Genomic DNA, 15,857 nt, shown 5'->3' on the forward strand with positions numbered 1-15,857 from the left:
CGACGCTGCGCGCGCGTTACGAGACGCTACGCTTCGGTTCAACAAAGTGCTGCGGAATGCCGCGCGTGGTTTCGCGCATGATTTCTTGTTTGCCGTGAACAATGCCGTCGGCGATCTTGCCGATATGCAACTTGAGCCACATCTCCGTCGGCGAGCCGGCACGATAGTCGGCCGGGCCGAGCATGTCGACGCGATCATCGGCACGCAAGTTGTCGGCCTGCTCGAACGAGCGAGGGCTCTCGGGGTTGTAGACCGCATAGGTGCGGCCACCGCCCTTGCGCGCGACCGAAAACGCCGGAATATCGCTCGGCCCATCAGCCACGTAGATCATGTTGGCGAACGGCACACGGCGCTCGTCCTCGGCAATCGACGAATTCACGCTCACCGCTTCCGGGTGCTTGTTGACGCCCTTGTTGATCTCGAACAGCGCGCGCGTCTTGGTGGTGTTGTCGATGGCGTAGATGACTTCCGAGATGACCCGCCGGACGTCCGCGTTTCTGTCGGGCGCCTCCAGGAATTCGCAGCCCCACACGCCGTCGATGTATGGGGCGATGGGCGAGCCCTTGATCATCTCCGTCAGGCCGGTGCTGACGATGTAGTGCTCCAACTTGATGTCGAACGCCTGGTAAGCCGCGTTGTCGCGCACCCACGCTTTGCTGCGCTCGAAGAAATCGGTCACGCCGGGGAAGAATTCAAGTTCGGCGCCCAGTTCGCGCAGCGTGGCGTTGTCGAGACCGCCCATGCGGCCGTCGCGCACATGGCGCAGCAGCACATTGAGGTAGAACGTTTCGTGGTTGACCTTCTGGCCGCGCGATTCGATTTCGCGCGAGCCTGCGGCCACTTCGTCCCAGAAAGCCTGCTCGGAGATGTTGAAGTGATCGAACAGCGGCACTTGCATGTAGCGCGGGATCAGCGTCTTGTCGAAATCCCAGACGATGGCGATGCGATTTTGCTCGAACAGGCGGCTCATGATGGGGCGAGAAAGGGCAACGGGAGGAACTCGCGACGCAGTGTAAACAAAAAAACGGCTGGACATTGTCCAGCCGTTTTTCATGGCGAAAACCGCTCGCTTACTGCTGTTGTTGCTGCTGCTGTTGCGAGGCAGCGTCGCCTGCACCCGGTGCTTGCGGGGCAGCGGCCGGCACGTCGCCTTCTTCAGCCTTGGCAGCCTTGATCGACAGACGCATACGGCCCTTCTCGTCGGTGCTCAGCAGCTTCACGCGCACAGCCTGGCCTTCCTTCACATAGTCGGAAACCTGGTTCACGCGCTCGTTGGCGATTTCCGAGATGTGCAGCAGACCGTCCTTGCCCGGCAGGATGTTCACGATTGCGCCAAAGTCGAGCAGCTTGAGCACGGTGCCGTTGTAGATCTTGCCCACTTCGGCTTCTGCCGTGATGCCTTCGATGCGGCGCTTGGCTTCCGCCATGCCTTCCGACGACGTCGACGCGATGGTGATCGTGCCGTCTTCCTGGATGTCGATCGTGCAGCCGGTTTCCTTGGTCAGCGCCTGGATGGTCGAACCGCCCTTGCCGATCACGTCGCGGATTTTCTCCGGGTTGATCTTGACGGTGATCATGCGCGGAGCGTGCTCCGACAGCTCGGTCCGCGCGCCGCCCATGGCAGCCTGCATCTTGCCTAGGATGTGCAGACGGCCTTCCTTGGCTTGCGCCAGTGCCACTTGCATGATTTCCTTGGTGATGCCCTGCACCTTGATGTCCATCTGCAGCGCGGTGATACCAGCGTCGGTACCAGCAACCTTGAAGTCCATGTCGCCCAGGTGATCTTCGTCACCCAGGATGTCGGTCAGCACGGCGAACTTGTTGCCTTCCAGGATCAGGCCCATGGCCACGCCAGCCACGTGCGCCTTGATGGGCACGCCAGCGTCCATCAGCGACAGCGAGCCGCCGCAGACCGAAGCCATCGACGAAGAACCGTTCGACTCGGTGATTTCCGACACCAGACGGATCGTGTAAGCGAACTCATCGTCCTTCGGCAGCACCGGGATCAGCGCGCGCTTGGCCAGACGGCCGTGGCCGACTTCGCGGCGCTTCGGGCTGCCCACGCGACCAGTTTCGCCCGTAGCGAACGGCGGCATGTTGTAGTGAAGCATGAAGCGGTCACGGTACTCGCCTTGCAGCGCGTCGATGATCTGCTCGTCGCTCTTGGTGCCCAGGGTCGCCACCACCAGCGCTTGCGTTTCACCGCGCGTAAACAGGGCCGAGCCGTGCGCACGCGGCAGCACCGACGAACGGATTTCGATCGGGCGCACCGTGCGGGTGTCGCGGCCGTCGATACGCGGTTCGCCGTTCAGGATCTGGCCGCGCACGATCTTCGCTTCCAGCTCGAACAGGATGTTGTCGACTTCCACGCCGTCGGCTTCCACGCCGGCTTCGGCCAGCTTGGCGGCAACCGACTTGTAGACTTCCTTCAGCTTCTGGCTGCGGGCCGACTTCTGACGCAGTTGGTAAGCGGCTTGCAGATCAGCCAGGGCCAGTTCGGAAACCTTGGCGGTCAGCGTCTCGTTCTTCGGAGCCGCTTGCCAATCCCACTCAGGCTTGCCGCCGTCGCGCACCAGCTCGTGGATCGCGTTGATGGCGATCTGCATTTGCTCATGGCCGTACACGACGGCGCCCAGCATGACTTCTTCCGACAGTTGCTGCGCTTCGGATTCGACCATCAGTACGGCACGCTCGGTACCGGCCACAACCAGGTCCAGATCCGAGTGCGCCAGTTGCGCGCGGTTCGGGTTCAGCAGGTACTGGCCATCTTTGTAACCCACGCGGGCAGCGCCCACCGGGCCGTTGAACGGCAGACCCGACACAGCCAGCGCAGCCGAAGCAGCGACCAGCGCCGGGATGTCGGCCGGCACTTCCGGGTTGATCGACAGCACGTGGATGACGACCTGGACTTCGTTGTAGAAGCCTTCCGGGAACAGCGGACGCAGCGGGCGATCGATCAGGCGCGAGGTCAGCGTTTCGTTTTCCGACGGACGGCCTTCACGCTTGAAGAAGCCACCCGGGATCTTGCCGGCAGCGTAGGTCTTCTCGAGGTAGTCGACGGTCAGCGGGAAGAAGTCTTGACCCGGCTTCGGGTTCTTGGCGCCCACCACGGTAGCGAGCACAACGGTGTCGTCCATGTCGAGCAGCACAGCGCCACTCGCCTGGCGGGCGATCTCACCCGTTTCCATGCGGACCTTATGGCCGCCCCACTGGAATTCTTTAACGATCTTATTGAACATGTTTTCTCCTGTTCGGTATTCGCGGCACCGACGATTCAAAGTCGATTCCATTTACGCCGCGACAAACACGTTCCGGAAGACGGTGCGGTTGCAGAGGTGTGTTTTATGCCATTCCAGCGCAGCGCTGACATCAACGCCGCGCTGGAATGACACAAGGCCCTGCTTCCTGCCGCCTCCGGTCCTTGGCAGCCGCTTCATCGATTGAATCGGCCGGCTGCCATCACTCACCGGTTGCCCGGCGCGGCCACAAACGCGGCCGCCAAAAACAAAATGCCTGCATCAGCACGCTGACGCAGGCACTTTTCATCACGCGCAGTGCGTGATACCCACCATTACTTACGCAGACCCAGCTTTGCAACCAGCGCGGTGTAACGGTCAGCGTCCTTGCTCTTGAGGTAGTCCAGCAGACGGCGACGACGGCTCACCATGCGGAGCAGGCCGCGACGGCTGTGGTGATCCTTCATGTGCGCCTTGAAGTGCGGCTGCAGTTCGTTGATGCGGGCGGTCAGCAGTGCAACCTGCACTTCCGGGCTACCCGTGTCGTTAGCGCTGCGGCCGTTATCTTTGACGATGTCTTGCTTCTTGATGTCAGCGACGGACATTTTGATTCCTTTGACTTGCGGACACTGCAGCGCCTGAATAGCCGCCGTTGGTGCCGTGTTGAACAATGATCTTGCCACCCACCCGATCCAAAACCGGTCTGGACAGCAAGACCGCGATTATAGCCCAGAACCCCGCCCTGACGACAGTTCTGTGTCATCCCGCTCAGTGGCGCACCATTTTGCAGGTCGTAGGCAAAGCTGTTTGCGAAGCTGGAATCACTTTAAGCGTACGAAAACCGTAGCCGGAACCCTCGATATCGAAGGACGCGCCGGGCGAGCCCGCCCGCTCCATCTGCGTGACGATAAGCGGCTGGATGGCCTGGTGATCCTCGGCCCGCAGCGTGATGCGGTGGAAGCCGTTGTCGAGTGATGCGCCTTCCAGCGCACGTGCCACGGCCGCAGCTTCCGTGGAGCCGGCCCGCTCGATGGCGGCGGCCAGCATGTTCACCATCATCTGGTCGCGCAGCAGTGGGTAATCGTCGGCCGGTGCCGGATAGCGGGCGCGGAAGGCCTTATAGAACGCATCGGACTTCGCGCCACCCAGGTTCGGGTGCCACTCTGCCACGGCCACCACGCGACCGACACCGGCTTCGCCCATCGCGCCTGGTGCGCCGAGCGAGTTGCCATAAAACGTAAAGAAGCGCGCCTTGAGCCCGGCATCCCGTGCGGCCTTGACGAGCAACGTCAGATCGTTGCCCCAGTTGCCGGTGATGACCGTATCCGCACCCGACGCGGCAATCCGGGCCACGTACGGCGCAAAGTCCTTCACCTTGCCGATCGGGTGCAGCACCTCGCCAACGATCGCTATGTCCGGCCGTTTTTCACTCAACTGCTGGCGCGCCGATTGCGCCACTTGGCGACCGAACGTGTAGTCCTGCCCAATCAGGTAGACCCTTTTGATGGCCTTGTCCGCGCGGATCACTTCCGTGAGCGCGTGCATGCGCATGTCGGCCGACGCATCGAAGCGGAAATGCCAGAAGCTACATGCCTCGTTGGTCAGCGACGGATCGACGGCGGCGTAGTTCAGAAACAGCACGTGCGCGTCCGGATGGCGGTCGTTGTAGCGCGAAATCGACGTCGACAACGCGGCCGCGGCCGCCGAACTGTTGCCCTGCAGCACGAAACGGATACCCGCATCCGTGGCGGCCTGCAATTGCAGCAACGATTCGTCGACGGTGTTCTTGCTATCGAAGCGCACGAGCACAAGCGGATGACGGCCATCGGGCAGCTTCACACCGCCGCGCGCATTGACGTTCTCAATGGCCATGCGCAGATTGCGATCCACTGCCTCGCCCGCATTGGCAAATGGGCCCGACAACCCTTCAATCAGGGCCAGCCGGATGGGCGCGGCTTCAGGCTGGGCAGTTGCTGCGCCACACAATCCTATAGCCGCCAGCGCGGCCACAAACCAACGAAACACCATGGCAAATCTCCGTGAAGCGCGGATGGTAAAGCGCCGTTGCATGTCGGCACAAGCCAGCACCACTCGCTCGGGCTCCTACACTGAAAGCCCCGGGAGAATCATTGTGAACATTCGATCGACGTGGCGCAGCGCGGCGCTCCTCGCCACAGCGCTGATATCAATGTGCGCGTGTACCGTGCTTGCGCCCGTACCAACGGGCGAAGCGCTAGTCGGCCAACCCGCTTCGGCTGTGGAAGCTCGCTTCGGCAAACCACCCGAGCGGTATCCGCGTGCGGATGGCGGCACGCGCTGGCTATATCCGACGCAGCCCTATGGGCAATTTACTTATGCCGCCGACTTCGACGCCAGCGGGAAGCTCGTCTCGTTCCGGCAGATTTTGACCACGATGGATTTTGCGCAGATCCGCGTCGGCACAGCGACGCGAGTTGATGTGCTGCAGGCGTTCGGCAAGCCCGAAGAGACCGCCTATTTCCGGCTGATGGATCGGCAGGTGTGGTCGTATCGCTTTAGGCACGAGGGCGTGTGGCCATCGCTGATGAACTTCTATTTCGATCGCGACGGCATCGTGCGCCTCACGCAGGTCAGCCCCGACCCGATGTACGACCACGATCACGATTCCAGCCGGTAAGCCAGGGCTAAACGCCAGAACGGCAACATCCACGCGAGGCGCATCGCCTGGCGTGGACATTCGGGTCGGCCATGTCGTGGATCGCACAGACATCGCTCTCAAAGACGGCTGGCATGGCACACGCTCCTGACGTGTCCGGTGCCGCCGCACCCGCTTCGCATTCCGGTGGATAACCGGGTGCGCGCTCAGTGGCAATCGTGTTGGGGTCTGGGCTGACTCCTGCGTGTGTTGGCAGAACCCGCGATCAGATCTGCGGGTTGAGTTTTTCGCTGCTCTTGTCTTGCAGCTTGTTCAGCGCGGCAAGGTAGGCCTTGGCCGAGGCTGCGACGATGTCCGGATCGGTACCCACACCGTTGACGATACGGCCCGACTTGGACAGCCGTACCGTCACTTCGCCCTGCGCCTGCGTGCCCGTCGTGATGGCGTTGACCGAATACAGCAGTTGCTCGGCGCCGCTGGCGACCTTGCTCTCAATCGCGTTGAGCGTCGCGTCAACCGGGCCATTGCCCTCCGCCTCGCCCGTCACTTCCTTGCCGTCCACAACGAAGACGATGCGCGCGTGCGGACGCTCGCCGGTTTCCGAACGCTGGGCCAGCGACACGAAACGGAAGTGCTCACCCTCGCTGTGCTGTGCTTCGTTCGAAACGATAGCGACGATGTCCTCATCAAAGATCTCGGCCTTCTGATCGGCCAGCTCCTTGAAACGGGTGAAGGCTGCGTTCAGTTCGGCTTCCGATTCAAGCTCAATGCCCAGCTCCTGCAGGCGCTGCTTGAACGCATTGCGACCCGAGAGTTTGCCCAGGACGATCTTGTTGGCCGACCAGCCCACGTCTTCGGCGCGCATGATTTCGTACGTGTCGCGCGCCTTGAGCACGCCATCCTGGTGGATGCCCGAAGCGTGCGCAAACGCGTTGGCGCCCACGACCGCCTTGTTCGGCTGCACGACGAAACCGGTGATCTGCGAGACCAGCTTGGACGCCGGCACGATCTGCGTGGTATCGATACCAACGTCGAGATTGAAGTAGTCGCGACGCGTCTTCACTGCCATCACCACCTCTTCGAGGCTGGTGTTGCCGGCACGCTCGCCCAGGCCGTTGATCGTGCATTCGATCTGGCGTGCGCCGCCCAGTTTGACAGCGGCCAGGGAGTTCGCGACCGCCATGCCAAGGTCGTTATGGCAATGCACCGACCAGACCGCCTTGTCGGAATTCGGGATGCGCTCGCGCACCGAGCGGATCAGCGCGGCATAACCTTCCGGCACCGCGTAGCCCACCGTATCCGGCAGGTTGATAGTGGTCGCGCCCTCGGCGATCACGCCTTCCAGTACGCGGCACAGAAAATCCATGTCGGAGCGGCTGCCATCTTCCGGCGAGAACTCGATGTCGTCGGTGAACTGGCGTGCGAAGCGCACCGCCAGGCGCGCCTGCTCGTACACCTGATCCGGCGACATGCGCAGCTTCTTCTCCATGTGCAACGCCGATGTGGCGATGAACGTGTGGATACGGAACTGGCCGGCCGGCTTGAGCGCCTCGGCGGCGCGGGAAATATCGCGGTCATTCGCGCGAGCCAGCGAGCAAATACGCGAATCCTTGACCGACTGCGCAATCGCCCGGATCGCCTCGAAGTCACCGTTGGAGCTGGCCGCGAAGCCGGCTTCGATCACATCCACCTTGAGCCGCTCAAGCTGCTTGGCGATGCGGATCTTCTCTTCCTTGGTCATCGAAGCCCCAGGGGACTGCTCGCCGTCGCGCAAGGTGGTATCGAAAATGATGAGTTTGTCGCTCATGGCGGCTCCTTGGTGGGGGTGACGTTTTTGGCGTCGGTCTTAGTGGATGTCTCGAATGGTTTTTTGCGGCGCAGAATGCAAAACGCCCCGGCGTGCATGGTTGCAGGCCGGGGCGCTGTGAATTCTGGTTCGCGAAAACTTGGCGGTTTGTGCTTGCCTTGTCTTGCGATTTCCTATGCGCGTGTCCCGACCTGACGACCTAGTAGGCCACCAATCGAGACTAGCGTAATCAGAATGGAAATCGGGTGCGAAAGCATGCAAACGACTATAGACGAATTCAAAAATCGGCGCAAGCGCACATTGGTGCAGCGCATCGGTCACTCATGCGCGTCGCCCGATGCCTGTTTCGGCAAGCGCGGGCTGCCCTGTTGGCCGTGCAGCGCACGCCAGCCCCACAGCAGATAGCCCGATACCGCGTAACCAACAAACAGGCCAAACAGCGCAACCGGCGGATCGCTCGATATCACCACGAACAACACCAGCACGAGCACCATCACGCCAAACGGCACGCGGTGACGAACGTCGAGCGCCTTGCCGCTATAGAACGGCGCGTTCGACACCATCGACAGCCCTGCATACAGCGTCAGCCCGAAGGCCACCCACGGCATCCACAGCTCTTTGACCGGCAGCTTGTTGTCGATCGCGAGCCAGACAAAACCCGCGATGAGCGCTGCGGCTGCCGGGCTCGGCATGCCCTGGAAAAAGCGCTTGTCGACCGACCCGATGTTCGTGTTGAAGCGTGCGAGACGCAATGCCGCGCCAGCGCAATACACGAACGCCGCGAGCCAGCCCCACTTGCCCAGGTCGCGCAGAATCCATTCGTACATGACCAATGCCGGCGCGACGCCGAACGACACCATGTCGGACAGCGAATCGTATTGCTCGCCGAACGCGCTTTGCGTATTGGTGATTCGGGCGACGCGACCATCCATGCCATCGAGCACCATCGCCGCGAAGATGGCGATCGCAGCCGTCTCAAAGTTCAGGTTCATCGCCTGCACAATCGCGAAAAAGCCGGCGAAAAGCGCTGCGGTCGTGAATGCGTTGGGCAGCAGATAGATGCCGCGACGGCGCGGACGCACGATCTCAAGATCGTCATCATCCGAACGCGGCTGGTTGTGCCGCAGCGGACGCAAGTGCGTCACGTTGCCGGCGGTAAAACGCTTCTTGCGTCGGTTGAACGCGGGCATGGCGGCCTCCGGATCAGTCCAGCTCAGCAAGCACCGTAAGCGTGGCGGATACTTTCTCGCCGATGGTCACGCGCGGGCGTGCCGTCAGCGGCAGGTACACGTCAACGCGCGAGCCAAAGCGGATGAAGCCATAGCGCTGGCCACGCGCGAGCGCTTCGCCTGCCTTGGTATAGCAAAGGATGCGCCGCGCGATCAATCCCGCCACCTGCACAGAAGTGACGAGCTGGCCATCGGCACGGCGCAGCACGATGGCGTTGCGCTCGTTTTCGAGCGACGCCTTGTCCAGGTCCGCATTAACGAACTTGCCCGGAAAGTACTGTACCTGTTGCACCGTGCCGTCGACCGGCGCGCGGTTTGAATGCACGTTGAACACGTTCATGAACACGCTGATCTTCAGCGAGTCGCGATCGGCATATGGGTCACGCACCTGCTCGACGGCGACGATGCGACCATCGGCCGGCGACAGAATCGCATTGGCCTGCGTGGGCACGGCGCGCGCCGGATCGCGAAAAAACTGCAGCACAAACAGCGTCAGCACCCAGAACGGCCAAGCCCAGCCGAAGCCAGCGGCGGCCTGCACGATGAGCGTGACGATGAAAATCCCGCCCAGGTACGGCCAACCCTCGCGGGCGATGATGGGATGCGGATACGTGTTGTTCAAATCAGACCTCGACAGCGTCTTGAAGGAAATGCGGCATTCTAGCCGACACGGGGCCGCGCCAGCACTTGAAACAATGTTTGCCGCCCTGGAATCAGCATAAAAAAAAAGCCAGCCCGGAGGCTGGCTTCTTCTCGCACAAGTCGCGGGACGATCAGTTCTTCGTCTGGTCGACCAGCTTGTTCTTGGCGATCCACGGCATCATCGCGCGCAGCTTGGCGCCAACTTGCTCGATCTGGTGCTCTTCGGTCAGGCGGCGGCGCGAGATCAGCGTCGGCTGGCCTGCCTTGTACTCCAGCAGGAAGCTCTTGGCGTATTCGCCGGTCTGGATGTCCTTCAGGCATTGCTTCATGGCCTTCTTGGTCTCTTCCGTCACGACGCGCGGGCCGGTGACGTACTCGCCGTATTCGGCGTTGTTCGAGATCGAGTAGTTCATGTTGGCGATGCCGCCTTCATAGATCAGGTCGACGATCAGCTTCAGCTCGTGCAGGCACTCGAAGTAAGCCATTTCCGGAGCGTAACCGGCTTCCACCAGCGTCTCGAAACCAGCCTTGATCAGTTCGACGGTACCGCCGCACAGCACGGCTTGCTCGCCGAACAGGTCGGTTTCAGTTTCTTCGCGGAAGTTCGTCTCGATGATGCCGGCACGGCCGCCGCCGTTGGCGGTGGCGTACGACAGGGCGATATCACGTGCGGCGCCCGACTTGTCCTGGTGCACGGCGATCAGGTGCGGCACGCCGCCACCTTGGGTGTACGTGCCACGCACGGTGTGGCCCGGAGCCTTCGGGGCAATCATGATGACGTCCAAGTCGGCGCGCGGGATCACGGCACCGTAGTGCACGTTGAAGCCGTGGGCAAATGCCAGTGCGGCGCCTTGCTTGATGTTGCCGTGCACTTCGCTCTTGTACACGTCGGCGATCTGCTCGTCCGGCAGCAGGATCATGACGACGTCGGCTTCCTTCACAGCCTCGGCCACTTCCTTGACCTGCAGGCCGGCGTTGACAGCCTTGTTCCACGACGCGCCATTCTTGCGCAGACCGACGGTCACCTTCACGCCCGAGTCGTTCAGGTTGAGGGCGTGGGCGTGGCCTTGCGAGCCATAGCCGATGATGGTGACGTTCTTGCCCTTGATCAGGGAGAGGTCGGCGTCCTTGTCGTAAAACACTTTCATGTTGATGTCCTAATTTTCAAATATCGATGGGGTCCGGCAGCACGCACGCGCCGGCTCAAACCTTCAGAATGCGCTCGCCGCGGCCGATGCCCGAGCCGCCCGTACGGACGGTCTCAAGAATGGCAGTGCGATCGATGGCATCGAGAAACGCGTCGAGCTTGCTGCCGTTGCCGGTCAGCTCGATCGTGTAGGTCTTCTCGGTCACGTCGATGATGCGGCCGCGGAAGATGTCCGCCGTACGCTTCATCTCCTCGCGCTCCTTGCCGACCGCGCGCACCTTCACGAGCATCAGCTCGCGCTCGATGTGCGCACCTTCGGTCAGGTCGACGACCTTGACGACTTCCACCAGGCGGTTCAGGTGCTTGGTGATTTGCTCGATGATGTCGTCCGAACCGGTCGTGACGATCGTCATGCGCGACAGCGAAGCGTCTTCAGTCGGGGCGACCGTCAGCGTCTCGATGTTGTAGCCACGCGCAGAGAACAGGCCGACCACGCGCGACAACGCACCCGGTTCGTTTTCCAGCAGGACGGAAATGATGTGGCGCATTAGAGGTCCTCCGCGCCGAGCAGCATTTCAGAAATGCCCTTGCCTGCCTGGACCATCGGCCAGACGTTTTCTGTCGGGTCGGTCTGGAAGTCGAGGAACACGGTGCGATCCTTGAGTCGGAAGGCTTCGCGCAACGCGGGCTCGACGTCGGACGTCTTCTCGATGCGCATGCCAACGTGGCCATACGATTCGGCCAGCTTCACGAAGTCAGGCAGCGCCTGCATGTAGGAGTGCGAGTAACGATTGTCGTACTCGATTTCCTGCCACTGACGCACCATGCCCAGGTAGCCGTTGTTGAGCGAGCAGATCTTCACCGGCGTGTCGTACTGCAGGCAGGTCGACAGTTCCTGGATGCACATCTGGATTGAGCCTTCACCGGTGATGGTGACAACTTCCTTGTCCGGGAACGCCTTCTTGATGCCCATCGCGTACGGCAGGCCCACGCCCATCGTGCCCAGGCCGCCGGAGTTGATCCAGCGGCGCGGCTCGTTGAACTTGTAGAACTGCGCGGCCCACATCTGGTGCTGACCGACGTCGGAGCAGACGAAGGCGTCGCCATTGGTCAGTTCCCAGATTTTCTCGACCACGTACTGCGGCTTGATGATCTCGGAGGTGCGGTCGTACTTCAGGCAATCGACGCTGCGCCACTGCTCGATCTGTTCCCACCACTTGGCCAACGCCGTCTTGTTCGGCTTGGCTTCGCCAGACTGGATCTGGGCGATCATCTCCTGCAGCACGTCCTTGACGTTGCCGACGATGGGGATGTCGACCTTCACACGTTTGGAAATGGACGACGGATCGATGTCGATGTGAATGATCTTGCGCGGCTGCGACGAGAAGTGCGCCGGGCTGCCGATCACGCGATCATCAAACCGCGCACCGATGGCAATCAGAACGTCGCAGTTCTGCATCGCCATGTTGGCTTCGTACGTGCCGTGCATGCCTAGCATGCCCACGAACTGCTTGCTGGTGCCAGGGAACGCGCCCAGGCCCATGAGCGTATTCGTCACGGGGTACCCAGTCAGCGCAGCCAGTTGGCGCAGTTCTTCGCTGGCCTCGGCAAGCACCACACCGCCACCCGAATAGATGTACGGGCGTTCAGCCTGCAGCAGCAGACTGACCGCCTTGCGGATCTGACCCGAATGGCCCTTGTTGACCGGGCTGTACGAGCGCATCTCGATGGTCTTCGGATACTCGTACTTGCAGAGTTCGCGCGAGACATCCTTGGGGATATCCACCACCACCGGACCCGGACGGCCCGTTGCGGCGATGTAGAACGCCTTCTTGATGGTCGAGGCGAGGTTGCGCACGTCCTTGACCAGGAAGTTGTGCTTGACGATCGGGCGGGTAATGCCGACGGTGTCGCACTCCTGGAAAGCGTCCTGGCCGATGGCATGCGTCGGCACGTTGCCGGTGATGATCACCATCGGGATCGAATCCAGGTAAGCGGTGGCGATGCCAGTCACGGCATTGGTCACGCCCGGGCCGGACGTCACGAGGGCGACACCGACCTTGCCCGTGGCGCGCGCATAGCCGTCAGCCGCATGGACTGCCGCCTGTTCATGGCGCACCAGGATGTGTTCGATCTTGTTTTGCTTGTAGAACGCGTCGTAGATATAGAGCACCGCGCCGCCGGGGTAACCCCAGACGAACTCGACGCCCTCTGCCGCGAGCGCATTGACGAGGATGTCAGCCCCCATCATGTCGGCAGATGAACCGCTATTGGCGTGGGAAAATTCCGCGCTTGGCATATTCATGTCAGTCCTTTGCAATTTTCGGCAAAAAATTGTTTGGATGCTCTCTACCGGGCTTGTGGCGCGGATTTGAGCGGTGCGCGTCTGCATGGATGGTCCGCCTGATGGGCGGCCAGATGAGACAAACCACAGATGTTGTGAACCGAGGATAATACTGCAATGCCGCATGGCGGTCCAGCGCCGGCGCGACTCCCCTCTCCGGGCAGAGCACCCGGCAGCCGGACTGTCCGCGGAGCCGCATTTTTGCTAGCATCGCAACATTTTTCACGGCCAAGGCCGTTGACGCCACGCGGCGTGATCATCACATCCTGTGAATGTGAATTTTCGCGCGGCTGCCTCACAGGATTCGCACCCGCCGTTGTATGGCCTCTGAACAGGAACTGTCGGCCTTTCTTTTAAGCGTCGAAAAACGCGCCTTTAAGCAGGCGGTCTTCGCGGTCCGAGACGACGATTCCGCGCTCGACATCGTGCAGGACGCCATGATCAAGCTGGCCGAGAAATACGGCGACAAGCCAAGCGCCGAGCTGCCGCTGCTGTTCCAGCGCATTCTGCAGAACACGATTCACGACTGGTTTCGCCGCTCCAAGGTGCGCAACACCTGGGTGAGCCTGTTCTCCAGCTTCCGCACGGACGCTGAGGGCGACGACACCGACCCGCTTGAACTGATCGAAAGCGAAGCCGGCACCACAGCGGCGGAAAGCAGCGCCGACAAATTCGAGCGCTCGCAGATGCTGGAAATCCTGGAACGCGAAATCGAGAAGCTGCCCACACGTCAACGGGAGGCCTTCCTGATGCGTTATTGGGAGGACATGGATGTTGCCGAGACAGCCCAGGCAATGGGCTGTTCCGAGGGCAGTGTAAAGACGCACTGCTCGCGGGCAACACACGCCCTGGCCCAAGCGCTGCGGGCGCGAGGGATCCGACTATGAATAAGGTAGAACTCCGAGAACGCCGTTTTGTGCATGCCGTCCGAACCGCTCTGAATGAGTCGGCCGGACAGTTGCCGCCCGACGTACGCGACCGCCTCGCAGCGGCACGCCGGACAGCGCTCGCGCACAAGAAAGCGGAAGTGCCCAGCACAGTGCGCTCGCCCGCCTTGGCCATGCCGGGCGTCGGCTCCGTGTCTTTTGAGACGGAAGGCGAAACGCCCTCCCCGCTGCAACGCGCCGCCGCAGTCCTGCGTCGCCTCGGCCTGCTGTGGCCGACCATCGCTCTGGTGGCGGGCCTCGCAGGCATCTATCAGTGGCAACAGCAGCAACGCGTGGACGAGCTCGCGGAGGTCGATGCCGCGATGCTGCTCGATGATCTGCCGCTGGCCGCTTACGCCGATCAAGGCTTCCATCAGTACCTCAAGCACGATCAGTGAAAGGCTGATCGATGAGCGACTTCCAGCACACCCACGGCCAAACACCGCGAGGCGCAAAGACCCTGTGCCTGCGTGCCAGCATCGTTACGTTGATCGGTGCCGCCAGCCTGATGGCAGGCCTTGCGATCGCGCAGGTTCCGGCCACTTCGTCGCCTGCGGCGGCATCGGGCGTGACAGTCAACGCGCCGGTTGATCTGCCGACACCGCCCGCGACCAATCCGCTGCCCGCCGTCCACCCAAACTGGGCCGAGTTGACCATCGTGCAGCAGCGCATCTTCGCGCCGCTGGCCCCGGAATGGAACGGCCTGCCGGAACTGGCCCGCCAAAAGTGGCTGCAGATCGCCCGGGTATATCCGAAGTACACACCGGCTCAGCAGCAGCGCCTGCAAACGCGCATGGCGGATTGGGTCAAGCTCACACCGGAGCAACGCCACCGCGCGCGTGAGAATTTCCAGACCACCAAGTCGCTGCCAGTACAGAAGAAGAGCGAGGCCTGGCAGAGCTACCAGCAACTGACTGAAGAGCAGAAGAAAGCGTTGGCTGCCGCGGCCAAGGCGCAAAAGCATCCGACAGCAGTGACAGCGCTGCCGGGCGGCGCACGCTTGGCGAAGGACGCGGCCAAATCCATCCATCATGGTGCGCGCACCAAACCGGGTACGACCAAGTCGGCGCCGACGAGCAAGCCGACCGCTACGGCATCCGCGCCGGTTGCAGCCCCTGCGCCCGAACCTGCCGCTACCGCACCTGCACCTGCAAGCGCGCCGCTCACGCCTGTGCACCCTGTTGCACCTTCCACGACCACCGGTGGAGAATCAGGCAATCCGCCACCCTCCACGGTGTTGGGCGGCTGAGGCCGGCAAACCCTTTGGCATAATCCGAACCACGTGCCACGCGACCCTGCTCGCCGGCACATGATGGACTGCGCTGACGGCGCTCACACTCTGTTCGATGGCCACCTCCGTTTCCTCATCTTCACCCGTTGCGGCGCCTGATCCGCTTGCCGCGCCCACGCTGCGCCGCCGTCTTGCCGCGATGCTCTACGAGGGCCTGCTGCTGTTTGGCGTGATGTTTGGCGCCACGGCTGTCTTTCTGCTCCTGCGTTTGATCTTGCCGCCCCTGGCGCGCACCGGCGATGTGGGGCTACAGGTATGGGGCTTTTTGGCGCTGGGTCTGTACTTCGTTTGGTTCTGGCGCAAGCGCGGCCAGACGCTGGCGATGCAGACGTGGCGCATGCGCGTGGTCAACGCCGATGGATCCCGTATTTCGCTGGGCCGCGCAGTTGCGCGCTATCTGCTGGCGTGGGTGTGGGTGGCCGTGGCAGTCGGCGTGATCCACCTGAGCGGGGTGTCCCGCTGGGCTGGCGCGGGTGTCGCTCTGGCGTGCCTGCTGGCTTGGGGCGCGCTGGCGTGGCTCGATCCGCAGCGCCAGTTCCTGCACGATCGCCTGGCCGGCACGCGCCTGGTGCGCGACTGATCGGTTTCACGCGCAGCGGC

At 62.1% G+C, this 15,857-nt stretch carries 15 protein-coding genes; 5 read left to right on the plus strand and 10 right to left on the minus strand.

Annotation, left to right across the window (positions count from 1 at the left end; genetic code table 11):
- Window positions 1-16 precede the first annotated feature (16 nt).
- The 4 genes from ACCD03_RS04890 to ACCD03_RS04905 all read right to left on the minus strand — a co-directional run bounded on the left by ACCD03_RS04890 (window position 17) and on the right by ACCD03_RS04905 (window position 5,264).
- On the minus strand, window positions 17-970 hold the full coding sequence (locus ACCD03_RS04890) for an HAD family hydrolase (protein WP_413410998.1): 954 nt from the start codon (window positions 968-970) through the stop codon (window positions 17-19).
- Window positions 971-1,070: 100 nt separating this feature from the next.
- Window positions 1,071-3,239 carry a polyribonucleotide nucleotidyltransferase gene (gene pnp / locus ACCD03_RS04895; RefSeq protein ID WP_253537698.1) on the minus strand — a complete coding sequence of 723 codons (2,169 nt, stop codon included), beginning with the start codon at window positions 3,237-3,239 and terminating at the stop codon, window positions 1,071-1,073.
- Between the two features lie 332 nt (window positions 3,240-3,571).
- A complete protein-coding gene (gene rpsO, locus ACCD03_RS04900) occupies window positions 3,572-3,841 on the minus strand; it encodes a 30S ribosomal protein S15 (protein ID WP_012436069.1) in 270 nt (89 codons plus the stop codon).
- Window positions 3,842-4,004: 163 nt separating this feature from the next.
- A complete protein-coding gene (locus tag ACCD03_RS04905; protein ID WP_413410999.1) occupies window positions 4,005-5,264 on the minus strand; it encodes a branched-chain amino acid ABC transporter substrate-binding protein in 1,260 nt (419 codons plus the stop codon).
- 160 nt (window positions 5,265-5,424) lie between these two features.
- Between ACCD03_RS04905 and ACCD03_RS04910 the strand changes: the two genes are divergently transcribed.
- Window positions 5,425-5,892 (plus strand): hypothetical protein, encoded by a 468-nt coding sequence (locus ACCD03_RS04910; protein ID WP_253539079.1) that lies wholly within the window; start codon window positions 5,425-5,427, stop codon window positions 5,890-5,892.
- A gap of 244 nt (window positions 5,893-6,136) precedes the next feature.
- On the opposite strand, the gene ACCD03_RS04915 is transcribed toward ACCD03_RS04910, so the two are convergent.
- From ACCD03_RS04915 to ACCD03_RS04940, 6 genes are all read right to left on the minus strand, one after another.
- Window positions 6,137-7,678, minus strand: a complete 1,542-nt coding sequence (locus tag ACCD03_RS04915) for a 2-isopropylmalate synthase (RefSeq protein ID WP_253537705.1) — start codon at window positions 7,676-7,678, stop codon at window positions 6,137-6,139.
- A gap of 317 nt (window positions 7,679-7,995) precedes the next feature.
- Complete coding sequence (gene pssA, locus ACCD03_RS04920; RefSeq protein ID WP_024975283.1) at window positions 7,996-8,868, minus strand: CDP-diacylglycerol--serine O-phosphatidyltransferase; 873 nt, start codon at window positions 8,866-8,868, stop codon at window positions 7,996-7,998.
- 13 nt (window positions 8,869-8,881) lie between these two features.
- Entirely contained in the window at window positions 8,882-9,529 is a 648-nt protein-coding gene (locus ACCD03_RS04925) for a phosphatidylserine decarboxylase (RefSeq protein WP_045206180.1), read from the minus strand.
- A 151-nt stretch (window positions 9,530-9,680) separates the two neighbouring features.
- Window positions 9,681-10,697 (minus strand): ketol-acid reductoisomerase, encoded by a 1,017-nt coding sequence (gene ilvC, locus ACCD03_RS04930; protein ID WP_413411000.1) that lies wholly within the window; start codon window positions 10,695-10,697, stop codon window positions 9,681-9,683.
- 55 nt (window positions 10,698-10,752) lie between these two features.
- Window positions 10,753-11,244, minus strand: a complete 492-nt coding sequence (ilvN, locus tag ACCD03_RS04935; RefSeq protein ID WP_004630835.1) for an acetolactate synthase small subunit — start codon at window positions 11,242-11,244, stop codon at window positions 10,753-10,755.
- A complete protein-coding gene (locus ACCD03_RS04940; RefSeq protein ID WP_045206179.1) occupies window positions 11,244-13,001 on the minus strand; it encodes an acetolactate synthase 3 catalytic subunit in 1,758 nt (585 codons plus the stop codon). Before ACCD03_RS04940 ends, ilvN begins: the two co-directional genes overlap by 1 nt.
- Before the next feature lie 359 nt (window positions 13,002-13,360).
- Between ACCD03_RS04940 and ACCD03_RS04945 the strand changes: the two genes are divergently transcribed.
- The 4 genes from ACCD03_RS04945 to ACCD03_RS04960 all read left to right on the plus strand — a co-directional run bounded on the left by ACCD03_RS04945 (window position 13,361) and on the right by ACCD03_RS04960 (window position 15,837).
- Entirely contained in the window at window positions 13,361-13,927 is a 567-nt protein-coding gene (locus ACCD03_RS04945) for an RNA polymerase sigma factor (RefSeq protein WP_325651665.1), read from the plus strand.
- Window positions 13,924-14,364 carry a DUF3619 family protein gene (locus ACCD03_RS04950; protein ID WP_316678209.1) on the plus strand — a complete coding sequence of 147 codons (441 nt, stop codon included), beginning with the start codon at window positions 13,924-13,926 and terminating at the stop codon, window positions 14,362-14,364. Before ACCD03_RS04945 ends, ACCD03_RS04950 begins: the two co-directional genes overlap by 4 nt.
- 11 nt (window positions 14,365-14,375) lie before the next feature.
- Window positions 14,376-15,215, plus strand: a complete 840-nt coding sequence (locus tag ACCD03_RS04955; protein WP_325651668.1) for a DUF3106 domain-containing protein — start codon at window positions 14,376-14,378, stop codon at window positions 15,213-15,215.
- 97 nt (window positions 15,216-15,312) lie between these two features.
- Window positions 15,313-15,837 carry an RDD family protein gene (locus ACCD03_RS04960; protein ID WP_325651670.1) on the plus strand — a complete coding sequence of 175 codons (525 nt, stop codon included), beginning with the start codon at window positions 15,313-15,315 and terminating at the stop codon, window positions 15,835-15,837.
- The last annotated feature ends 20 nt before the right edge of the window (window positions 15,838-15,857 follow it).

Source organism: Ralstonia sp. Ralssp135, from assembly GCF_047304345.1.
Taxonomy (GTDB): Bacteria; Pseudomonadota; Gammaproteobacteria; order Burkholderiales; family Burkholderiaceae; genus Ralstonia; species Ralstonia chuxiongensis.